At 75.2% G+C, this 19,080-nt stretch carries 18 protein-coding genes and 2 pseudogenes; 10 read left to right on the top strand and 10 right to left on the bottom strand.

Translation table 11 applies throughout. The annotated features are described in order from the left end of the window. Nucleotides 1-22 precede the first annotated feature (22 nt). A complete protein-coding gene (locus ACZ6BG_RS14675; protein WP_469002893.1) occupies nt 23-691 on the top strand; it encodes a 4'-phosphopantetheinyl transferase family protein in 669 nt (222 codons plus the stop codon). A 69-nt stretch (nt 692-760) separates the two neighbouring features. Here the strand turns inward: ACZ6BG_RS14675 and ACZ6BG_RS14670 are convergent, their stop codons facing one another. Beyond that, nucleotides 761-1,453 carry a transcriptional regulator gene (locus tag ACZ6BG_RS14670; protein WP_469000533.1) on the bottom strand — a complete coding sequence of 231 codons (693 nt, stop codon included), beginning with the start codon at nt 1,451-1,453 and terminating at the stop codon, nt 761-763. Nucleotides 1,454-1,625: 172 nt separating this feature from the next. Between ACZ6BG_RS14670 and ACZ6BG_RS14665 the strand changes: the two genes are divergently transcribed. Further along, nucleotides 1,626-2,081, top strand: a complete 456-nt coding sequence (locus ACZ6BG_RS14665) for a tellurite resistance TerB family protein (protein ID WP_164326594.1) — start codon at nt 1,626-1,628, stop codon at nt 2,079-2,081. Nucleotides 2,082-2,124: 43 nt separating this feature from the next. On the opposite strand, the gene ACZ6BG_RS14660 is transcribed toward ACZ6BG_RS14665, so the two are convergent. Both ACZ6BG_RS14660 and ACZ6BG_RS14655 read right to left on the bottom strand, forming a co-directional pair. Continuing rightward, nucleotides 2,125-3,141, bottom strand: a complete 1,017-nt coding sequence (locus ACZ6BG_RS14660; RefSeq protein WP_469000530.1) for a M48 family metalloprotease — start codon at nt 3,139-3,141, stop codon at nt 2,125-2,127. Nucleotides 3,142-3,149: 8 nt separating this feature from the next. Beyond that, the gene (locus ACZ6BG_RS14655; RefSeq protein ID WP_469000528.1) at nt 3,150-3,560 is read right to left on the bottom strand and encodes a BlaI/MecI/CopY family transcriptional regulator; all 411 of its coding nucleotides are present in this window, start codon (nt 3,558-3,560) and stop codon (nt 3,150-3,152) included. 243 nt (nt 3,561-3,803) lie between these two features. On the opposite strand from ACZ6BG_RS14655, the gene ACZ6BG_RS14650 reads away from it, so the two are divergent. After that, nucleotides 3,804-4,379 carry a TerD family protein gene (locus ACZ6BG_RS14650; RefSeq protein WP_030358670.1) on the top strand — a complete coding sequence of 192 codons (576 nt, stop codon included), beginning with the start codon at nt 3,804-3,806 and terminating at the stop codon, nt 4,377-4,379. A 127-nt stretch (nt 4,380-4,506) separates the two neighbouring features. Next, nucleotides 4,507-4,923 (top strand): CoA-binding protein, encoded by a 417-nt coding sequence (locus tag ACZ6BG_RS14645; protein WP_469000525.1) that lies wholly within the window; start codon nt 4,507-4,509, stop codon nt 4,921-4,923. A gap of 56 nt (nt 4,924-4,979) precedes the next feature. On the opposite strand, the gene ACZ6BG_RS14640 is transcribed toward ACZ6BG_RS14645, so the two are convergent. Next, complete coding sequence (locus tag ACZ6BG_RS14640; RefSeq protein WP_469002891.1) at nt 4,980-6,044, bottom strand: PucR family transcriptional regulator; 1,065 nt, start codon at nt 6,042-6,044, stop codon at nt 4,980-4,982. 173 nt (nt 6,045-6,217) lie between these two features. Continuing rightward, entirely contained in the window at nt 6,218-6,928 is a 711-nt protein-coding gene (locus tag ACZ6BG_RS14635) for a hypothetical protein (protein WP_469000523.1), read from the bottom strand. Between the two features lie 602 nt (nt 6,929-7,530). Between ACZ6BG_RS14635 and ACZ6BG_RS14630 the strand changes: the two genes are divergently transcribed. Together ACZ6BG_RS14630 and ACZ6BG_RS14625 are read left to right on the top strand one after the other, a co-directional pair. After that, a complete protein-coding gene (locus ACZ6BG_RS14630) occupies nt 7,531-8,580 on the top strand; it encodes a winged helix-turn-helix transcriptional regulator (protein ID WP_469000520.1) in 1,050 nt (349 codons plus the stop codon). 53 nt (nt 8,581-8,633) lie between these two features. After that, a complete protein-coding gene (locus ACZ6BG_RS14625; protein ID WP_469000517.1) occupies nt 8,634-9,686 on the top strand; it encodes an NAD-dependent epimerase/dehydratase family protein in 1,053 nt (350 codons plus the stop codon). Nucleotides 9,687-9,912: 226 nt separating this feature from the next. Here ACZ6BG_RS14625 and ACZ6BG_RS14620 read toward each other — a convergent pair whose 3' ends face one another. Together ACZ6BG_RS14620 and ACZ6BG_RS14615 are read right to left on the bottom strand one after the other, a co-directional pair. Beyond that, entirely contained in the window at nt 9,913-11,028 is a 1,116-nt protein-coding gene (locus ACZ6BG_RS14620; RefSeq protein WP_469000514.1) for a sensor histidine kinase, read from the bottom strand. A 242-nt stretch (nt 11,029-11,270) separates the two neighbouring features. Continuing rightward, nucleotides 11,271-12,104: pseudogene (locus tag ACZ6BG_RS14615) on the bottom strand (response regulator transcription factor); the annotation flags it as partial. A gap of 262 nt (nt 12,105-12,366) precedes the next feature. Between ACZ6BG_RS14615 and ACZ6BG_RS14610 the strand changes: the two are divergent. From ACZ6BG_RS14610 to ACZ6BG_RS14600, 3 genes and pseudogenes are all read left to right on the top strand, one after another. After that, a complete protein-coding gene (locus ACZ6BG_RS14610) occupies nt 12,367-13,095 on the top strand; it encodes a glycosyltransferase family 2 protein (protein ID WP_469002889.1) in 729 nt (242 codons plus the stop codon). Next, nucleotides 13,092-13,733: a TIGR04282 family arsenosugar biosynthesis glycosyltransferase gene (locus ACZ6BG_RS14605; protein WP_469000512.1), complete on the top strand. Its 642-nt coding sequence runs from the start codon at nt 13,092-13,094 to the stop codon at nt 13,731-13,733. The genes ACZ6BG_RS14610 and ACZ6BG_RS14605 overlap by 4 nt, the downstream gene beginning before the upstream one ends. Beyond that, nucleotides 13,730-14,425 (top strand): annotated as a pseudogene (locus ACZ6BG_RS14600) (methyltransferase domain-containing protein); the annotation flags it as partial. The gene ACZ6BG_RS14605 and the pseudogene ACZ6BG_RS14600, both read left to right, overlap by 4 nt. 77 nt (nt 14,426-14,502) lie before the next feature. Here the strand turns inward: ACZ6BG_RS14600 and ACZ6BG_RS14595 are convergent. Beyond that, entirely contained in the window at nt 14,503-15,027 is a 525-nt protein-coding gene (locus ACZ6BG_RS14595; protein WP_469000510.1) for a hypothetical protein, read from the bottom strand. Next, on the bottom strand, nt 15,027-16,424 hold the full coding sequence (locus ACZ6BG_RS14590; protein WP_469000508.1) for a molybdopterin-dependent oxidoreductase: 1,398 nt from the start codon (nt 16,422-16,424) through the stop codon (nt 15,027-15,029). The genes ACZ6BG_RS14595 and ACZ6BG_RS14590 overlap by 1 nt, the downstream gene beginning before the upstream one ends. A gap of 195 nt (nt 16,425-16,619) precedes the next feature. Between ACZ6BG_RS14590 and ACZ6BG_RS14585 the strand changes: the two genes are divergently transcribed. Further along, complete coding sequence (locus ACZ6BG_RS14585) at nt 16,620-18,017, top strand: hypothetical protein (protein WP_469000505.1); 1,398 nt, start codon at nt 16,620-16,622, stop codon at nt 18,015-18,017. A 24-nt stretch (nt 18,018-18,041) separates the two neighbouring features. Here ACZ6BG_RS14585 and ACZ6BG_RS14580 read toward each other — a convergent pair whose 3' ends face one another. After that, a complete protein-coding gene (locus ACZ6BG_RS14580) occupies nt 18,042-19,079 on the bottom strand; it encodes a phytase (protein WP_469000502.1) in 1,038 nt (345 codons plus the stop codon). Nucleotide 19,080: the final 1 nt, after the last annotated feature.

Here is a 19,080-nt window from a genome sequence, read left to right as displayed (position 1 = left end):
AGTAACCGACGAGACCGGCATATTGGGCGCCCTCCTCGCAGAGGAGCCCGTCGTCGTGGTCGAGACCCGCGAGGACCCGGCCGACGCCGTCCTGTTCCCCGAGGAGGTCGCGTACGTGGCGAAGGCGGTGCCGAAGCGGCAGCGCGAGTTCACCACCGCGCGGCACTGCGCCCGCACCGCGCTCGCCCGGATCGACGTGCCGCCCGGGCCCATCCTGCGCGGCGACAAGGGCGCCCCGGTGTGGCCCGACGGCGTCGTCGGCAGCATGACGCACTGCCTGGGCTACCGCGCCGCGGTCGTCGCCCGCGCCGGCGCCGTCACCTCGGTCGGCGTCGACGCCGAACCGGCCGAGCCGCTGTCCGACCCCGGCGTCCTGGAACTGGTCAGCGACGAGAAGGAGCGCGCCGCACTGGCCGCGCTCGCCGTCACGGAGCCCTCCGTCCCCTGGGACCGGCTGCTGTTCAGCGCCAAGGAGTCGGTCTACAAGGCGTGGTTCCCGCTCGCCGGGCGCTGGCTCGGCTTCGAGGACGCGCACCTGGACATCCGCGCGGACGGCACGTTCACCGCCGAGCTCCTGGTGGAGGGTCCTGTGGTCGCGGGCTCGCGCCTGACGGGGTTCTCCGGCACGTGGCTGGTGCGGGACGGGGTCGTCGTGACGGCCATCGTGATGCGGGCGGAGCAGGCGGGCTAGGACAGGCCCCGGGGCCCGTGGGCAGGGATCGGCGAGGTCGCCCCCGCGCTTGCGCGCACCCGGGCGCCCTCACGCGAGTTCTGCCAGCGTCCCCCAGAACATCTCCTCGTAGTCCTGGAGCAGCCGCCCCTGCCGCAGTGCCGTCGCGGGCGTGAGGCGCCCCAGGTCGATGCCCTCCTGGAGCGCGGCGAGGGTCGCGCGGTCGAGGTCGGGCGCGGGTCCGGCGAAGAAGTCGAAGAAGCCGCAGGCCTCGTCGGAGAAGCCGTAGTGCCCGCGCAGCGCGTCCGCGAGCGCGCCGCAATACCCGCCCCACGCCGCGAAGTTGGCGGTCAGGCCGAGCACGGCGTCGGCCGGTTCGGCGTTCAGGGCGAGCCAGGCCACGTACGCGGGATAGGCCTGGCAGCCCGCCGTCGGGACGTACGCCGCCGCCTGGTCCGCGTCCACCCCGCAGGCGGTGAGCAGCGGGCCGAGCCGGTCGAGGGCCACCGCCTCGCCCTCGGCGAGCCCCGCGAAGAAGGCCGCGCAGGCAGGCAGGCCCGCGTCGGCGGAGCGGGCCGCCAGGTGCAGGAAGGAGCGGCGGTCGGCCGGGATGACCCGGCACTGCTCCAGGGCGAGGGCGGCGAGCGCGCGCCGGTCGGCGCCGCCGTCCGCGACGAGGGGCACCAGCGGATTCGCGTGCGGCTTCGGGGCCAGTTCCGCCGTGGCGGCGTCCAGGAGTTCGCGTGCCGTGCCGTGCGGGAGCTCGCGGGGCGTCGGTGTCATCGGGCGGCCTTCCCATGCGTACGGAACTTACGGAACCCATGAAACACAAGGGACGTACATGACTCACACGACCAACCGCACTTTTCGGTACGGCTGCCGCGGATGCTAACTTCTACAGTGCTGTAGAAATTAGCTGGCCACAACCGCCGGCACCAACTGATGGAGTTTTTCCATGGCCCTGTGGGACCGCTTGAAGGAATCCGCGTCGACGATGCAGGCGCAGCTGACGGCGAAGAAGAACGACCTCACGAGCGGGGCCTTCCGCGACTCCAGCATGGCGATGTGCGCGCTGGTCGCCGCCGCCGACGGCACCGTGGACGCCGCCGAGCGCCAGCGCGTCGCGCAGCTGATCGCCACCAACGAGGTGCTGCAGAACTTCGCCGCGGACGACCTGCGGCGCCGCTTCGACGCGTACGTGGACAAGCTCACGGCCGACTTCGCGTTCGGCAAGGTGAGCGTGTTGCAGGAGGTCGCCAAGGCCAAGAAGAAGCCCGCCGAGGCGCGTGCCGTCATCCAGATCGGCATCGTCATCGGCGGCGCCGACGGCGACTTCGACAAGGACGAGCAGGCCGTGGTGCGCGAGGCCTGCTTCGCCCTCGACCTGCCGCCGCACGAGTTCGACCTCTGACGGGCCCTCAGGACCGCGCGTCCAGACCCGCGGGACCCACGCGTCACAGCGGCGTGGCGGCCCGCAGGACGAGCACCATCGTCACGGCCGCGTTCGCCGAGGACATCGCGGACACGGCGGTGCCGCACGCGGCGCCCCAGAGCGCGAGGCCCATCGCCGTGAACAGCGAGGGCCGGGTGCGGGCCGCGGGCGCCGGGCCGAGCAGGGCGGCGACGCGCCGCGGCACCGGGCCCGCCGCGGCAAGGCCCGCGAGTCCCGCGAGGGCGGGCCCGGCCGTGCGGGGGCGCGCGAGCGCGGCCTTGCCGATGGCGCGCGCCACCACACGCCGATCCCGTACGACCGCCGCGGCCTCCTCGTCGGCCCACCGCTCGGCGGTGTACGCGGTGGCCGTGCGCAGCGGCCGCAGGAACGGGTTGGCGCGCGCCGCCAACTGCGTCACCAGCAGGAACCGGTGGTGGCGCGCGGCGAGATGGGCTCGCTCGTGGGCGAACAGGGCGCGCCGTTCGGCGGGTTGGAGCCGGTCGAGCAGCGCGCGGCTGACGACGACGCGCCCGTACGGCGCGCTCCGCCCACGCGGCGCACGGCCCCCGGGCCGACGTCGACGCGGCCAATGCCCCCCGGCCCGCCGCCCCTTCCCGGGCAGCGCGTAGGCGTACGCCTCGGTCGCGTCCGGCAGCACGGCCACCGACGTTCCGGGCAGCCCCGCGAGCGCCCGCCGGCCCCGGCGTCGTACCGTCACATGCCGCCACAGCGTGCGCGCCAGCGCCGCGCAGACGATCGTCAGCGCCGGGATCGCGGCCCGGCCCGCGACCTCGTCGTAGGGCAGCGCGGCGCGGACCTCCGGGTCCGACCAGCCGTCGGGCAGCGGGTTGCCGGGGAGTTGGGCGGTGCCGACGACCATGAGCAGGGCCAGGCAGAGCGTGCTGCACAGGGCCATCACGGCGGCCAGCGCGGTCAGCAGGCGGGTGGCGGTGCGCGGGTGCAGATGCTGGGCGGCGAGCCGGGCGACCGGCCAGGCGCTCAGCGGCAGCACGAGCGGCAGGAAGACGAAGAGCCCCATGCGTCCGGTCAGTCCTCCGCGGTGGCGGCGCCGCCCGCCTCGCCGAGCAGATCGCGCAGCAGCCGCTCGTCGTCGGCGGACAGGGTGGTGACGAAGCTGGCGAGCACCGCCTCCCGGTCGCTCTCGCCGTCGAGGACCTTGCGCATGCGCAGCGCGGCGAGACCGGCCTCGTCGGCGGTGGACCGCCACACGAAGGAGCGGCCCGCGCGTTCACGTGTCACCACGTTCTTGGCGAGCAGGCGCGTGAGGATCGTCATGACCGTCGTGTACGCGAGGTCGCCGCCGATGCGCTCCTGCACCCAGGCCGCGCTCACCGGCCCGCGCGCGCCGTGCAGCGCCGCGAGCACCTGGGCCTCCAGCTCGCCCTGCCCGCGCCTGCGCGGACGCGGCTCCCGCGACCCGTCTGCGTGCTGCGTCATGCCGTGCCCTCGCCTCCCTTCGCGGTGTGCCGCGCCTGCCGCCGCCGCGCGTGCTTCCGTCGTCTCGCGCTCCCTTGCACCACATACATCACGTATGTCGCGTACGTCTCATAGGGAGCGCCACATCGTAACGGCCGGAAGGGGCTGTACCCCCTTCGAACGCTTCTACACTCATGTAGATTCTAAGTCCCGGTCCTGACCACGGCCGGGAGCGAATCTCGGTAGCGGACCACAGGAGGACACGTGGGAGTTTCCCTCTCCAAGGGCGGCAATGTCTCGCTGAGCAAGGAGGCGCCCGGCCTCACGGCCGTGCTGATCGGCCTGGGCTGGGACGTGCGGACCACCACCGGCACGGACTACGACCTCGACGCCAGCGCGCTGCTCTGCGACGACTCCGGCAAGGTCGTCTCCGACCAGCACTTCATCTTCTACAACAACCTCACGAGCCCCGACGGCTCCGTGGAGCACACGGGCGACAACCTCACCGGTGAGGGCGAGGGCGACGACGAGGCCGTGAAGGTCAACCTCGCCGGGGTGCCCCCGCAGATCACGAAGATCGTGTTCCCGGTGTCGATCCACGACGCGGAGAACCGCGGCCAGAGCTTCGGCCAGGTCCGCAACGCCTTCATCCGCGTGGTGAACCAGGCGGACAACCAGGAGATCGCCCGCTACGACCTCTCCGAGGACGCGTCGACGGAGACCGCGATGGTCTTCGGCGAGCTCTACCGCCACGGCGCCGAGTGGAAGTTCCGCGCCGTCGGCCAGGGCTACGCCAGCGGCCTGCGCGGCATCGCATCGGACTTCGGCGTCAACGTCTGACGCCCGCCCGGCGGCGCCGCGGACACGACGGCCGACTGCCCGGACCCGACGGCGGCGCGGCCCGGGAATCCCCCGGCCCGCGCCGCCGTTGGCGTAGTGAGACCGACGACACCCCTGGAGGCCCGACATGTACGGCGACCCCGCCACCGTCCGCAGGATCCTCACCGGACCCGGTGACACCTGGGCCGTCGTCGGCCTGTCGAACAACGAGCGGCGCGCCGCTCACGGCGTCGCCGAGGTGCTGCAGCGCTACGGCAAGCGCATCGTGCCGGTCCACCCGAAGGCGGAGACGGTGCACGGCGAGAAGGGGTACGCCTCGCTGGCCGAGATCCCCTTCGACGTCGACGTCGTGGACGTGTTCGTGAACAGCGACCTCGCGGGCGCCGTCGCCGACGAAGCCGTCGCCATCGGCGCGAAGGCCGTGTGGTTCCAGCTCGACGTCATCGACGAGGCGGCGTACGAACGCACGCGCGCCGCGGGCCTCGACATGGTCATGGACCGGTGCCCCGCCATCGAGATACCGCGGCTCGGACCGGCGGCGTAGGCAGAGTGCCGTAGGCGTAGCGCCGTCGGCGTAGGCGGAGTGCCGTCCGCGCGGCGTCAGAACGGTCGCTGCGGCCAGTCCAGCAGGCGCGCCCCGATCACGGCCGTCTGGAGTGTGTAGCGGTGCAGGGGGTCGGCCGGGTTGGTGCCGGTGAGGCGGTGGATGCGGTCCAGGCGGTACGTCAGGGCGCGCACGCTGAGGTTCAGGCGGCGGGCCGCCTGGGCCGCGACGCAGCCGGTGTCGAAGTAGGCCGACAGGGTCTCGATGAGGGGCTCGGCGCCGCCCCGGGTCCCCCGCAGCGGGCCGAGGGTGTTCAGGACCAGGTCGGCCATGGCCTGCCGGTCGCGGGTCAGGACCGGGTAGACGAGGAGGTCGGCGGCGCGCAGGACGGGCGCGGCCAGCCCCAGCCGCGCGGCGAGGTCCAGGGCGCCCAGCGCCTCCTCGTACGACTGGACGACGCCGCCCGGGCCGGGCTGCGGGCGGCCGATCGCGACGCGGCCGCCCTCGGTGGCGGCGTGCGCCTGCTCCGCGAAGAAGTCGAGGACGTCGTCCTGGTCGCCGGGGGCCACGCACACCAGGCGGCCGTCCTTGGTGGTGACCAGGACGCTGCGGTCGCCGAAGCGGGCCGCGAGCGCCTGCTCGACGGTGCGGGGCGCCCTGTCGCCCTCCTCGTAGGCGCCCTCGCCCTGCGCGACGGCCACGGCGTGGGCCAGGGACAGACGTAAACCGAAGCGTTCGGCGCGCTCGGCGAGCAGGCCGAGGTCACTGCGTCCGTGCAGCAGGTCGTCGATGAACTCGCGTCGCGCGGTCTCCTCCTGACGGATCGCCAGGCGCTGGGCGCGTTCGTACCCCTCCGCGAAGGCGTCCACCGCCTGCTCCACGGCGGCGAGCAGGGACTCGGCGGACACCGGCGCGGCGGGGCCCGTCCCGTACGCCCGCGTCGCCGCGAGGTGCGCGCCGACCAGGGCCCGCAGTCCGTACCCGGCGTCGGCCGCCCGCTCGCCGAGCGCGCGCCGCGACTCCAACTCCTCGCGGGTCAGTCCGCGACCGGCCGCGGACGCGTCGGCGAGTATCCGCGCATAGCCGTCCAGGTAGTCACCCGGTATGTCATGGCTCCCCACCAGCAACCCCCGCACCCCGATCAGTTCCTGACGCCTTTTTAACGCATGGCGGGTGGAGGGAATGGGCGGGGGTGGAGCGCTGATGGGCGTCGGGCCGTCAGGAGCGGCGAGCCTCGGCACCTCGCCGCCCGCGGTCACCGCCCGGCCGCCAAGGGGCGGGCGCGGGCGCGTCGTCATGCGCAGTCGGCGTGCGGCCAGGGCTCGTCCGCGGGGCCGGAGTCCACGGGGCCGGCGGGCGGGGCCTCGGCGGCGCGGGCGGGGCGGGGGCGGGCCCGGCCCGGGGTGAGCGCCACCGAGCAGGGCACCGCCCAGAAGAACCCGCCGGTGGCGTCGTACGCGTGCAGCAGGGCGCTGCTGCCCACCGCCAGCGGCTCCCCCGGCGCGGACGGGTCCTGCCGGACCTCGACGACGGCCACGGTCCCGTCCGGGGCCGCCACTTCCGCGCGGCCCGACTCCAGATCGACCCAGCCGGTGCGGACCGTGCACACGGAGCCGACGAAGTCCCGCGGCGACGGGTCGGCGCGGCCACTCGGGACCCGCGTCAGCGCGTGGACGAGCGCACGCGTCACCCCGTACGCGACGAGCGCGGCCACCACGAGCAGCCCCACGTCCCCCGTCGCGTGCGCGAGCCCCGTCCAACCGGTCCGCGCGAGCGCGACGGTGCCCGCGAGGCTCGCCACCCACCCCGTGCCCACCAGCAGCGACACGGCCACGGACACCGGCACGCCGCCGAGCCCGACGGCGCCCAGGTCGGCGTCCTCGTCGAAGCTGTCGGCCCGGCCCGGGCCCACCGCGACGAGCAGCCAGAAGCACACCACCACCGCCAGCGCGGAGGTGAAGGCCACTCCTGGAAACCCCACCGCCGCGTCGATCAACTCCCCCATGCCCCGCCCCCCTTGACCGGTCACGCACGGGAGCCGCACGCACCCGGGTGCCGGATCTCGTTTCCGTGATCCGGCACCCGGGCCCTCGCCCCCCGTCCCTGCACCCCCATCCTGACGCGACCATGCCCTTCGGCGCACTGCCATTTTCCGGCAATTTTTACGCGCTCTTGATGCCGCACGGGCGCGCGGCTGCCAGCCGTGAGGCAACGGGGCAGGCGGGACGGGCGCGGCAGCCAGCGGGCGGGAAGCGTGCGCAGGGGGTGGGGGCGCGCGAAGTGGGCGGCGGGCGCGGGTGGCACGGGATGCCCCGAGTGGGGGGTTGGCGCCCCTGACGTGCGGGGCGTCGAGCCGGGGCATCCCGTGCCGGTCTCGTATCGCGCGCCGCGCGCGGCCCTGCACGGCCCGCGGCGTCGCCGGAAGACGGAACGCGCCGTGGACGCGGAAATCGTTGTCAGGCAGACTGCCGCTTCCGGCACGCGACTTCGGCGTTCATGACAACCGCATCCATGACAGGCATGACCGTACCGGGGTCCGTGCCCGTGGGAGCGTCGGAGTTCCGCCACTGTCGGCATTCCGACGCCCAGGACAGGGAAGACGGTGGCATGGACGCGACACCGGAGCAGACCCCGCCACCCCCGCCACCCCCGCACGCCCCGGTGCTCACCGGGCTCGGCGTCGACCCCGGCGACGAGCGCGTGTACCGCGCGCTCCTCGCGGCCCCCGGCTCGACGCTCACCGCGCTCGCTGCGGCCACCGGCCTTTCCGAGGAGTCGGTGCGCGGGCATGTGCGTTCGCTGGCCGAGCTGGGGCTCCTGACGGGTGCCGCGGACGGTACGGAGCGGCTCACCCCGGCCCCGCCCGACGTGGCGCTCGAAGTCCTCGCGCTGCGCCGCCAGGAGGAGATCGCGCACGCGCGCCTCGCCGCGGCCGGGCTCGCCGAGGAGTTCCGGGCCGGGCGGCTGCGCGGCGAGGGCTCGCCGGTGCAGGTGCTGCGCGGGCGTGAGGCCATCGCCCAGCAGTTCTTCCAGACCCAGCAGATGGCCAAGAGCGAGATGCTGATCCTGGACAAACCGCCCTATGTGGTGGAGCCGTTGCGGCGTCAGGACACCGTGCAGCGCGAGCGCCTGGACAAGGGCCTGCGCTATCGCGCGATCTACGACCAGGCGGGCCTCGACGGCCCCGGCCGTGTGGAGGCCACCCGGGAGCTCGCCGAGCGCGGCGAGGAGAGCCGGGTCCTCGCGGACGTACCGCTGAAGCTGGTCGTCGCCGACCGCAAAGTGGCGCTGGTGCCGTTCGTGCTGCCCAGCGAGGAGGAGATCCTGGTCCTCCAGCAGTCCGCGCTGCTCGAAGGGCTGATCGCCCTCTTCGAACTCCTCTGGCAACGCGCCACACCCCTGTGGCCCCCGGCCCCGGCCGCCCACGCCGGGCTCTCCCCCGACGACGAACTGCTGCTCGCCCATCTGCGCGCCGGGCTCACCGACAGCGCCATCGCCCGCCGCCTCGGCGTGGCCCAGCGCACGGTGGAGCGCCGGATGAGCCGGATCATGGCGGTGCTCGGGGTGCGGACGCGGTTCCAGGCGGGGGTCCGCACGACCGCGCTGTACGGCCACGGCGACGACGGCCGCCCGGGGCAGGGTCTTACGGAACGGTGACGCGGGGCCCCGGCGCGGGCCCGGCGGGCCGTTCGCTGCCTAGCGTGGGCGGCATGCGGGTACTGGTCACCGGCGGAGCCGGGTTCATCGGAACACACATCGTCGACGCGCTGCTCGCGCGCGGCCACGACGTCGTCTCGTACGACGCGGTGCTCGCCTCCGCGCACAGCGGACCGCCGCGCGCGGCCCGGCCCGGGGAGCGGCTCGTCGTCGGGGACGTGCGCGACCCCGACGGCGTGGAGTCGGCGCTGGCCGGTGTCGACGCGGTGTGCCACCAGGCGGCGATGGTGGGGCTCGGCAAGGACTTCGCGGACGCGCCCGCGTACGTCGGCTGCAACGACCTGGGCACGGCGGTGCTGCTCGCCGCGATGGCGCGGGCCGGACTGCGGGACCTCGTGCTCGCCGGGTCGATGGTCGTCTACGGAGAGGGGCGGTACGTGTGCGCGCGGCACGGCGTGGTGCGGCCCGGGCCGCGCGCCGAGAAGGACCTGGTGGCCGGGCGGTTCGAGCCGCGCTGCCCGTCCTGCGGCGCGGAGTTGGCGCCCGGCCTGGTGACCGAGGACGCGCCCGTCGACCCGCGCAACGTGTACGCCACGACGAAGCTGGCGCAGGAGCACCTGAGCGCCGCGTGGGCCCGCTCGACCGACGGCCGCGCGGTGTCGCTGCGCTACCACAACGTGTACGGCCCCGGCATGCCGCGCGACACTCCCTACGCCGGGGTGGCCGCCCTGTTCCGCTCGGCACTCGCCCGCGGTGAGGCGCCGCGCGTCTTCGAGGACGGCGGCCAGCGGCGGGACTTCGTGCACGTACGGGACGTGGCGGCGGCCGCGGCGACGGCTCTGGAGTCCGTGCGGGACGCGGCGGCGGCCGGGACGTTCACCGCGTACAACACGGGCAGCGGCGACCCGCACACCGTCGGCGAGCTGGCCCGCGCCCTCGCCGCCGCCCACGGCGGCCCCGCGCCCGTGGTCACCGGGGAGTACCGGCTCGGCGACGTGCGCCATGTGACGGCGGACTCGGCGCGGCTGCGGGCGGCGCTCGGATGGCGGCCGGAGGTCGGCTTCGCGGCGGGGATGCGGGAGTTCGCGGGGGCGGGGGTGCGGTGAGGGGGCCTGCGCGGCGGGCGTCATGGCGCGGGGCGCCTGCGCGGCGGACGCTGCGGCGCCGGATGCCTGCGCGGCGGACGCTGCGGCGCCGGATGCCTGCGCGGCGGACGCTGCGGTGGGGCACCTGCGCGGGGCTCGCGGTGAGGGCGCGCCGGGCGGCGGTGCGCTCGGCGTGGCCCGGGGCCGGTCCGGCGGGTCGGCAGGAGCCCGCGCCGGTCTGGCGGCCCTACGCCGGTCCGGCCGGTGGCAGGACCACCTCGAAGCGGCAGCCTCCGGAGACGTTGCGTACCGCCGCGCGGCCCGCGTGGGCCTCGACGATGCCGCGGACGATGGCGAGGCCGAGGCCCGCGCCCGCCGGGGGCGTACGGGCGTGGGTGCCGCGCCAGCCCGTGTCGAAGACCCGGCCCAGGTCCTCCTCGGGGATGCCGCCGCAGCCGTCCGTCACCGACAGCACGACGCCGTCGTCCGAGGACTCCGCCGCGACGGCGACCGTACCGTCGGCCGGAGTTCGCCGGATCGCGTTGACCAGCAGGTTCCCCAGGACCCTGCTCATCTCCTTGCTGTCGACCTCGATCGGCACCGCGTCGATGCGCCGCCCCACGAGCCGCACGCCGTGCTCCCGCGCCAACGGGTCCGCCCCGGCGAGCGCGTCACCCACGAGGTCGTACACGGAGATCCGCGACGGCGACAGGGCGAGCGCGCCCGCGTGGATGCGGGAGAGTTCGAAGAGGTCGCCGACCATGCCGTTCAGGCGCTCCACCTCCGTGCGCATCTGTCGCAGATAACGGTCGGGTTCCGCCGCCACGCCGTCCTCCAAGGCCTCCGCCATGGCCCGCAGGCCCGCGAGCGGCGTCCGCAGGTCGTGCGAGATCCAGGCGACCAGCTCGCGGCGGGAGCTCTCCAGGGCCCGTTCGCGCTCCCGGGACTCGGCGAGCCGCGCGCTGGTCGACTCCAGTTCCCGGGTGAGGGCGGCGAGTTCGGCGGTCGCGGGCTCGTCCGGCGCGGCGAAGCTGCCGCCCGTGCCAAAGTGACGGGCCGCGAGCGTCAGCGCCTTGCTGCGGGCCACCACCCACCGGCCGAGCAGCAGCGCGGTGGCCAGCGACACCGCGGCGGCCATGGCGACGACCACGGTGACCACGGTCAGGTCGTGCCGGGACAGGAACATCTGCCAGGCCACGGCCAGCGTCCCGGCGAGCATCGCGGTCACGGCCACGGCGACGACGACGGTCAGCGACACGACGAGGGAGCGGTGCCGCAGCAGGCGCAGGGCGAGGGCGCCGAGCAGTCCGGCGGCGACGGCGCCGAGGAAGGCGTAGACGGCGATGAGGAGGATGTCGTTCATGGGCGGGGGTGGCTCCCGCCGGGCTGGGTGTGCGGGGCCGCGACCGCGTGGGCCGGGTCTGCGGCCGTCTGCGGGGCCGCGACCGCGCCTGCCCGGTCCGCAGCCGCCTTCGAATCCGTGGCCACGTCCGCCCGGTCCGCAGCCGCCTTCGAGTCCGCGCCCGCAACCGGCTGCGGAGCCGTGCCCGAGCCCCTCTCCGAGGCCGAATCCGCACCCGGCCCCGAGGCCGCATCCGCACCCGGATCCGCCTCCGCACCCCGCTCCGGATCCGCGCCGTCGAGGCGGTACCCGACCCCCCACACCGTCTGGATCAGCCGCGGCGCCGCCGGGTCGTCCTCCACCTTTCCGCGCAGCCTGCGCACATGGACCGTCACCGTGGACAGGTCGCCGAAGTCCCAGCCCCACACCTCGCGCATCAGCTCCTCCCGCCCGAAGGCCCGCCCGGGGTGGCGCAGGAAGAACGCGAGAAGGTCAAACTCCCTTACGGTCAGGGCGAGTTCGGAGCCACCCTTGGTGGCGCGGCGGCCCTCCGGGTCGAGGCTGAGGCCCGCCGCGCGAAGCAGCGAGCCGCCGGGGCGCGGGCGGGGCGCGGACGCCTGGCTGCGGCGCAGCACCGACTCCACCCGCAGCACCAGCTCGCGCGGGCTGAACGGCTTGGTGACGTAGTCGTCGGCGCCTATCTCGAGGCCCAGGATCCGGTCGTCCTCGTCGCCCCGCGCCGTCAGCATGATCACGGGCACGGGCCCCCGCGCCCGGAGCCTGCGGCAGACCTCAAGGCCGTCCATGCCGGGCAGCATCAGGTCGAGTACGACGAGGTCGGGCCAGCGGCCGGCGGCGCGCTCGAGGGCGGCCGGGCCGTCCTCCGCCTGTTCCACCTCGTACCCGGCGCGGACCAGATAGCCGGTGACGACCTCGGCGACGGTGCGGTCGTCGTCCACGACGAGGACATGGGCGCCGGGGCCGGTACCGGTGCCCACGCCAGAGCCGGGCCCGGCGCCAGGGCCGGGGATGGCTCCGGGTCCGCTGCCGGGGATCGCGGGCTCGCGGGCGCCGGGACCCGAGGGTGCTGTGTCCATGCGACAAGCCTCGCACCACACCCCCGCGCGCGAGGACCGGAAGCCGCCGCGGCCTGCGGCCGTCCTCGTTTCGTAAGGACTGGCGGCCGCTCGCGAGCAGGGGCGGACAGCGTCCGCGAGGGCCCGGCGCCGCCCCGGTTCCACGCGGATCCGACGTCCGTGTTTCGTAAGGAAGCGGCGCCCGTTTTGCCCCTTTTCGCTCCGTAGGGTGAATGCCGTGAACCACTCCTCCCCCGCCACCCGCGGCCCTCTCGGCACCTCCGTGTCCCCGGCCCCGACCGCCCCGCCTCCACCCACGCGGGCCGACATCGTCCTCCCCTGCCTCAATGAGGCCGCCGCGCTGCCGTGGGTGCTCGCGCACGTCCCCGTGGGCTGGCGCGCCATCGTCGTGGACAACGGTTCCACGGACGGCTCCGCGGAGTTGGCGCGCTCCCTCGGGGCGACCGTCGTGCGGGAGCCGCGGCGCGGATTCGGCGCCGCCTGCCACGCGGGGCTCGCCGCGGCGGAGGCGGACGTGGTCTGCTTCTGCGACTGCGACGCGTCCATGGATCCGCGTGAGCTCGAACCGTTCGTACGCGAGGTGGCCGCGGGCCGCGCCGATCTCGTCCTCGGCCGTCGGCGCCCCCAGGCACGCGGCGCCTGGCCACCTCACGCACGCGCGGGCAACCTCGCGCTGGCCCGGATGCTGCGCCGCCGCACCGGCCTGCGCCTGCACGACCTCGGCCCGCTGCGGGCGGCTCGTCGCGCGGACCTGCTGGCCCTGGACCTCACGGACCGGCGCAGCGGCTATCCGCTCCAGATGGTGGTGCGGGCCGCGGACGCGGGCTGGCGGGTCGAGGAGCGGGACGTGCCTTATCTGCCGCGCACCGGCACGTCGAAGGTCACCGGTACGTGGCGGGGCACCTGGCAGGCGGTAAGGGACATGCGCGCCGTGCTCGCCGAACCTCCGGGCACGGGGGCGCGACCGACGCGGGAGGACTCGACGCGATGACCTCCGACCTCACCCTCCTGATCATCGCCAAGGCCCCCGTCCCCGGCCGCGTGAAGACCCGGCTCACCCCGCCCTACACGCCCGAGGAAGCCGCTCGGCTCGCCGAGGCCGCGCTCGTCGACACCCTGTGCGCCATGCTCGCCGTGCCCGCGCGACGGCGTGTGCTGGTGCTCGACGGGGCGCCGGGACGCTGGCTCCCGGACGGCGTCGACGTGAGGCCGCAGTGTGCGGGCGGGTTGGACGAGCGGCTCGCCGGGGCGTTCGGTGCCTGCGCGGGGCCGACGCTGCTCGTCGGCATGGATACCCCGCAGGTCACCCCGGCACTGCTCGCGCCCGCGCTCGCCGCGGATGCCCGGCGCGGCGTCGACGCCTGGTTCGGCCCGGCGGCGGACGGCGGGTTCTGGGCGCTGGGCCTGGCCGCGCCCGATCCGGGGCTGCTGCGGGGCGTGCCGATGTCCACGCAGACGACGGGGGCCGTCCAACGCGCCCGCCTCACCGCCGCGGGGCTGCGCGTGCGGGACCTGCCGGTGTTGCGGGACGTCGACACGGCGGCCGACGCGGCGGCGGTCGCGGCGGCCGCGCCGGACACCCGGTTCGCGACGGAACTCGCCCGCCTGGCCGGGGCCGGGCGCCGATGAGCACGGTCGTGCCGCCCCCGGACGCGATCCCCTCGTGGTGCTCGGGGCCGTACGCGGACGCCCTGCGCGCCGGGCGCGGCCCGCTGTTCCTGCGCCGTACCGACGGCTGGCTGCTGCCGCTGGACGTGGAGCGCTGGTGCGCGGCGCCCGACCCGGCCGACCTGTCGGCGCTGCGCCGCTGCACGGGGCCCGTCCTCGACATCGGCTGCGGCCCGGGCCGCCTGGTGGCCGCGCTCGCCGCCCTCGGCCGGCGCGCACTCGGCGTCGACGTGAGCGAGGCGGCGGTCCGGCACACGCTGGGGCTCGGCGGGACGGCGCTGCGCCGGTCGGTGTTCGAGACGCTGCCGGGTAAGGGGCGTTGGGGCACCGCGCTGCTCATGGACGGCAACATCGGCATCGGGGGCGACCCCGCCGCCCTGCTCGCGCGGGTGGCCGAACTCCTGGCGCCGCGCGGTCTTTTGATCGCCGAGACCGCGCCCGTCGACATCGACGAGCGGGTGCGCGTACACCTCGACGACGGCCGGGGGCAGGCCGATCCCGGCGAGGTGTTCCCATGGGCCAGGATCGGCACGCCCGCGCTGCTCGGTCACGCCCGCGCGGCGGGCTGGCAGGTCGCCGATCAGTGGTCGGCGGACGGCCGCCGCTTCGTGGCGCTGCGCCGCCGGGACCCGCGCGAGGGAGCCGACGGGCGCGCGGCGCGGGGCGCACCGGACACGCGCCGCGCGAGCGCCGCACACACCCTCCGCACCGCGCACAGCCCCACCGCACGTCAGCCCCGCCCCGGGCCCGCCTCCCGCCCCGTGCCCGCCTCGCGCCCGGCCCCCGCCTCCCGCCCCGACCGCGACGCCGACCACACGCGCAGCGCGCACCACAGCGCGGACCCGGCGAACAGCGCCGCCGTCACGAGCAGCCAGCGCGTCAGGAACACGTCGGCGGGCAGGGTCGTCGACCTTTCGTAGCGCGGGACCTGACGGGTGATCAGCGGGTACCAGACCAGCAGGAGCAGCAGCGAGAGCGCCGCCGGGGCGCGGACGTACATCGTCCGCGCCCGGCGCCCGCCACCGCGCCCGCCGACCAGCGCCGTCACCGCGCGGTCGGCGGCCGCGTACACCGGCACCAGGACCAGGTCGTGCAGCAGCGCCGCGCCCACGAACCACACCGTGACCATGAGCCAGTCGTCGGCGAGCAGCCGCACGCCCGCGTAGAGCGCGAGCGCGAACGAGGCGAGGAGCAGCAGAAGGTGGAGCGGGCCCTCCCCGTACCAGCGCCGCAGCAGGGAGGGCACCTGCTTCATCACAGTTCTCCGAAGGTCAGCCGGGACACCCATTTGGTGTTCAGGACGCCGGGTGCGGCGGGCACGATGACGCGGGCCGGGTAGCCGTGGTCCGGCGTCAGGTCGGCGCCGTTGACGCGCAGCGCGAGCAGGGAGCGGGCGTCGCGCACCTGGTTGTCGCGCAGGGCGGCCTTGCGGAAGGAGCCCCGGAGTTGGAGGGACTCGACGAGGACGCCGGGTGCGTCGGCGGCGTTCCCGTCGTATCCGGCGAGCGCCGCGAGGTCCCGCAGCCGCACGCCGCTCCACGCCTGGTCGGACGTGGACCAGCCCTCGACGCAGGCGATGGGCAGGTCGGCGGTGTGCTGGGCGAGGTCGAGGAGGTCGGCGCGGGTCAGGCGCAGGGTGCGGCCGGGTCCCGTGACGACGAGCCGCCAGGACTCGCCGGTGCGGTCCGGTCCGACTCCCACGGACCGGGCGGTCTTGTTGATCTGGAAGGCGCCGGGCCCCCGGCCGGGGTCGCCGCCACCGTGCGGGGCGAACAGCGCCGTGGCGCGCGGCCATCCGTCGAAGCTCTGCCCCGCCGTCGTGGCGAACAGCAGCAGCGAGCCCCCGCCGACGAGGCCGAGCGCGCCGCGCCGGGACACGGTGGGCTCGGCGGGCCGGGGTGCGGCAAGCCCGTCCCCGCCCTCGGCACCGGGCCCGGAACCGCCGTCCGCCTCGCGCCCGGCACCCCCGTCCGCCCCACGTCCCTCCCGCGTACGCAGCCGCTCCCGCAGCCCGCCCGCGCGCAGCACCCGCACCGTCAGCGGCAGTTTGATCGCCGCGTGCGCGACGAAGGCGGCGAAGAACACCCACGCGCCGTAGAAGTGCAGCGGGTAGAAGGACCCCGGGAAGACGTACTCCAGTTGGACGTTGAGGACGCCGGTGGCGAACACGAAGAGGGCGCCGCCCACGAGCAGCAGCAGCGAGAGCCGTTCCAGGGCGTGGCCGAGGGACCGCGCGGGCGGCAGCGCGAAGAGCTTGGGCAGCACCGACCACAGCTTGGCGAGGAGCACCGGGATCAGCGTGATCCCGACGGTGACGTGGAGGCCCTGGGTGAGCCGGTACAGCCAGTGCGGGTCGGTGGGCCAGGCGAAGAGGTAGAAGCCGAGCAGGCCCTTGTCGGGTGTCTTGTCGTTGACCGGCGCGAGGCCGGGGTTGTACGCGGCGTACGACAGCAGGCCGGTGACGAACAGGAGGGTCGTCCCGAACAGGAGCACCGTGCCGAGCACGGCGGTGAACCACGTCCCGCGCAGCGGGCTGCGCCAGAAGCCGGGCGCCGACGGTGTGTGGTCCTTGAGTCTCGTCGGCTTCGTCGACGCTTCGCGGAACGAGGTCCGACGAGGGGTCCTGCGGGAAGGTGGGGGTGCGTCGCGCATGCTGCGTCCTCGGCGGTCCACGCGACGTGGGTCCGTCGCCCTGTCCCGACCGTAAGCCGCGCGACCTGCGGTTCGGCGTCCGCGACAGATGACGAAACGCTGACGGGGCGCCCCGGATCCACAAGATCTGACGGTCCGGTGACGCGGCCCCGCGCGCACACCGTCCGAGGCCCCCGGCGGCCTACCGTGCCAAGCGTGAACCACCCCGAACCACGCCCGTTCGCACCGCACCCGTCCAGGTCACGCCGACAAGGCCCCCGCCGCGACCTCGTAGCCGCCGTCCTCGCCGTCCTCCTCGTCACCGCGGCCGTCGTCGTCGGCCGGTACCTGGAGGACCACGACGGCAGCCTGCACGTCAACTGGCCTCCCCTGTACGCCAAGTGGGACCCGCACCTCGGCCCGGGCACCCCGGCCGCGCTCGCCGTGGCCACGGCCGTCGTCGCGTACGGGCCCGCGCTCGCCGCACGCCTGCCCTGGCGGGCGCTGCTTGCGGGCGCGTGGGCGGCCGCCACCGCGTGGATCTGGTCCCTCGCCCTGGTCGACGGCTGGCACCGCGGCGTCGCCGAGCGCCTCACCACGAAGTACGAGTACTTGCGGGTGATCGACCGGTTCGACGACATCCCGGCGGCGCTGCGGGAGTTCACACGGCACATCGTGCAGGTGCCCGGCGAGTACCACTGGCCCGCGCACACCGCGGGCCATCCCCCGGCCGCTCCCCTGACGTTCGTCCTCCTGGACCGGATCGGCCTGGGCGGCGGCGGATGGGCGGGCGCGTTCGTCATCACGGCGGGCGGCACGGCGGTGCTCGCCGTGCTCCTCACGGTGCGGGCCCTCGCGGACGAGGCGACGGCCCGCCGCGCGGCGCCGTTCCTGGTGCTCGCGCCCGCCGCCGTGTGGACGGGGGCGTCGGCGGACGGCTACTTCGCCGCGGTCACGGCCTGGATGACGGCGCTGCTCGCCCTGGCGGCGACGCGCACGACCCGCCACCCCGCCCTCGCCGCCACCGGTGCCGGCCTGCTGTTCGGTCTGGCCTGCTACCTGTCGTACGGTCTGACGCTCTTCGCCCTGATCGCCGCCGGTGTCGTGCTCATCGCCCGGACACCACGCCCGCTGCCGTACTTCGTGGCGGGCGCGGCGGTGGTGCCGCTGGTGTTCACGGCGTTCGGCTTCAACTGGTGGGAGGCGTACCACCTGTTGGTGGACCGCTACTACCAGGGTGCGGCGGGCGTGCGGCCCTACTGGTACTGGGTGTGGGCCAATCCGGCCTGCACGGTGTTCGTCGTCGGGCTCGCGACGGTGGCCGGGCTGCGGCGGACGCTCACGGCGGCGCCCGGCGCGGCGCGCCGCTGGCGCACCCGGGACACCACGGCGGCCGACCGCCTCGTGGGCCTGGTCCTGGTGTCCCTCCTCGCGGTCGCCGCCGCGGACCTGTCCGGCATGAGCAAGGCGGAGACGGAACGCATCTGGCTGCCGTTCGCGCTCTTCCTGCTGCCCGCGGCCGCGCTGCTGCCCCGCCCGTCCGCGCGGACGTGGCTGACGACGCAGGCGGTGCTCGCCCTCGCCGTCAACCACCTCCTGTTCACCGGCTGGTGAGCCGGGCCGGGACCGAAGCCGGGGTCAGACGCGGTCGGTGATCCGCTCCAGCGGTACGTACTTGAAGTTCTGGTTGCCGCTGGAGCCGGGTGCGCCGTTGGAGCCGTCCTGGCAGATGAACACGCCCTTGGGGAAGGCGGAGCCGAGGCCCGTGGCGGTGGCGTCGATGCCGTCGGTGTCCTCGCAGTCGTCGGCGGCGGTGCCGGACGCGACGCCGAAGCGGCCGAGGTAGGCGCCGCTGCGCCGGTCGTACACGGTGAAGTCGTTGCTGCCCTGCGAGGAGACGAACAGACGGTTCCCGGCGGCGGCGATGCCTTCGGTGTCGGCGGTGAGGTGGCCGCCGGAGCCGGTGGAGTCGAGCTTGGTGCGGGCGGTCCCGGCGCCCGGCTCGGCGCCGTACACCCACACGCCGACGTCCTCCTCGCCGAGGTAGAGCTTGCCGGTGCTCTCGTCCGCGTAGCAGCCCTCGACGGCGGACCCGGCGTCGAAGAGCCGCACGGAGGTCGCCGTCACCGTGTCGCCGCTGACGGCGAGTTCCCACTGCTCGACGCGGCCCGAGGTGGAGTTCGGGTAGGCGTAGAGCTTCCCCGACTCCGGGGAGCTGTACAGGCAGACGCCGTGCGCGGTGACCTCGGTCGGGACGTCCTTGAGGTGCTTCAGGCGCCGCGTCGCCGGGTCGATCCGGTACACGTGCAGCGCGCCGTCGCCGCCCGCGGCCTCGTCGTCCGCGGACACGACGATGTTGCCGCGCACGTCGACGTTGTTGCCGTGGTCCCCGTCGATCCGCTGGACGCGGGCGCCCTTGAGGTCGTACACCTCCAGCGCGCCCTTCTTGTCCGTGCCCACCACGACGGACTTCGCCGGGTCGTCCGGGTGCACCCAGATCGCCGGGTCGTCGGCGGCGTCCCCGCTGTGCGACACCGGCGCGGTCTCCACCGTCGCGGTCACGTCGAAGTCCGCGGCGGCCCGCGCGGGCAGCGCGGCCTGGAGGACGAGCGCGGCGGCGCCGGCCACGGCACTCGCGGAGAGCAGGGAGGTACGGAGCTTTCGGGTGACAGGCACC

Source organism: Streptomyces sp. NPDC041205 (assembly GCF_055591765.1).
Note: the sequence above shows the minus strand (reverse complement) of the source record. Positions and strands in the feature narration are given on the sequence as shown.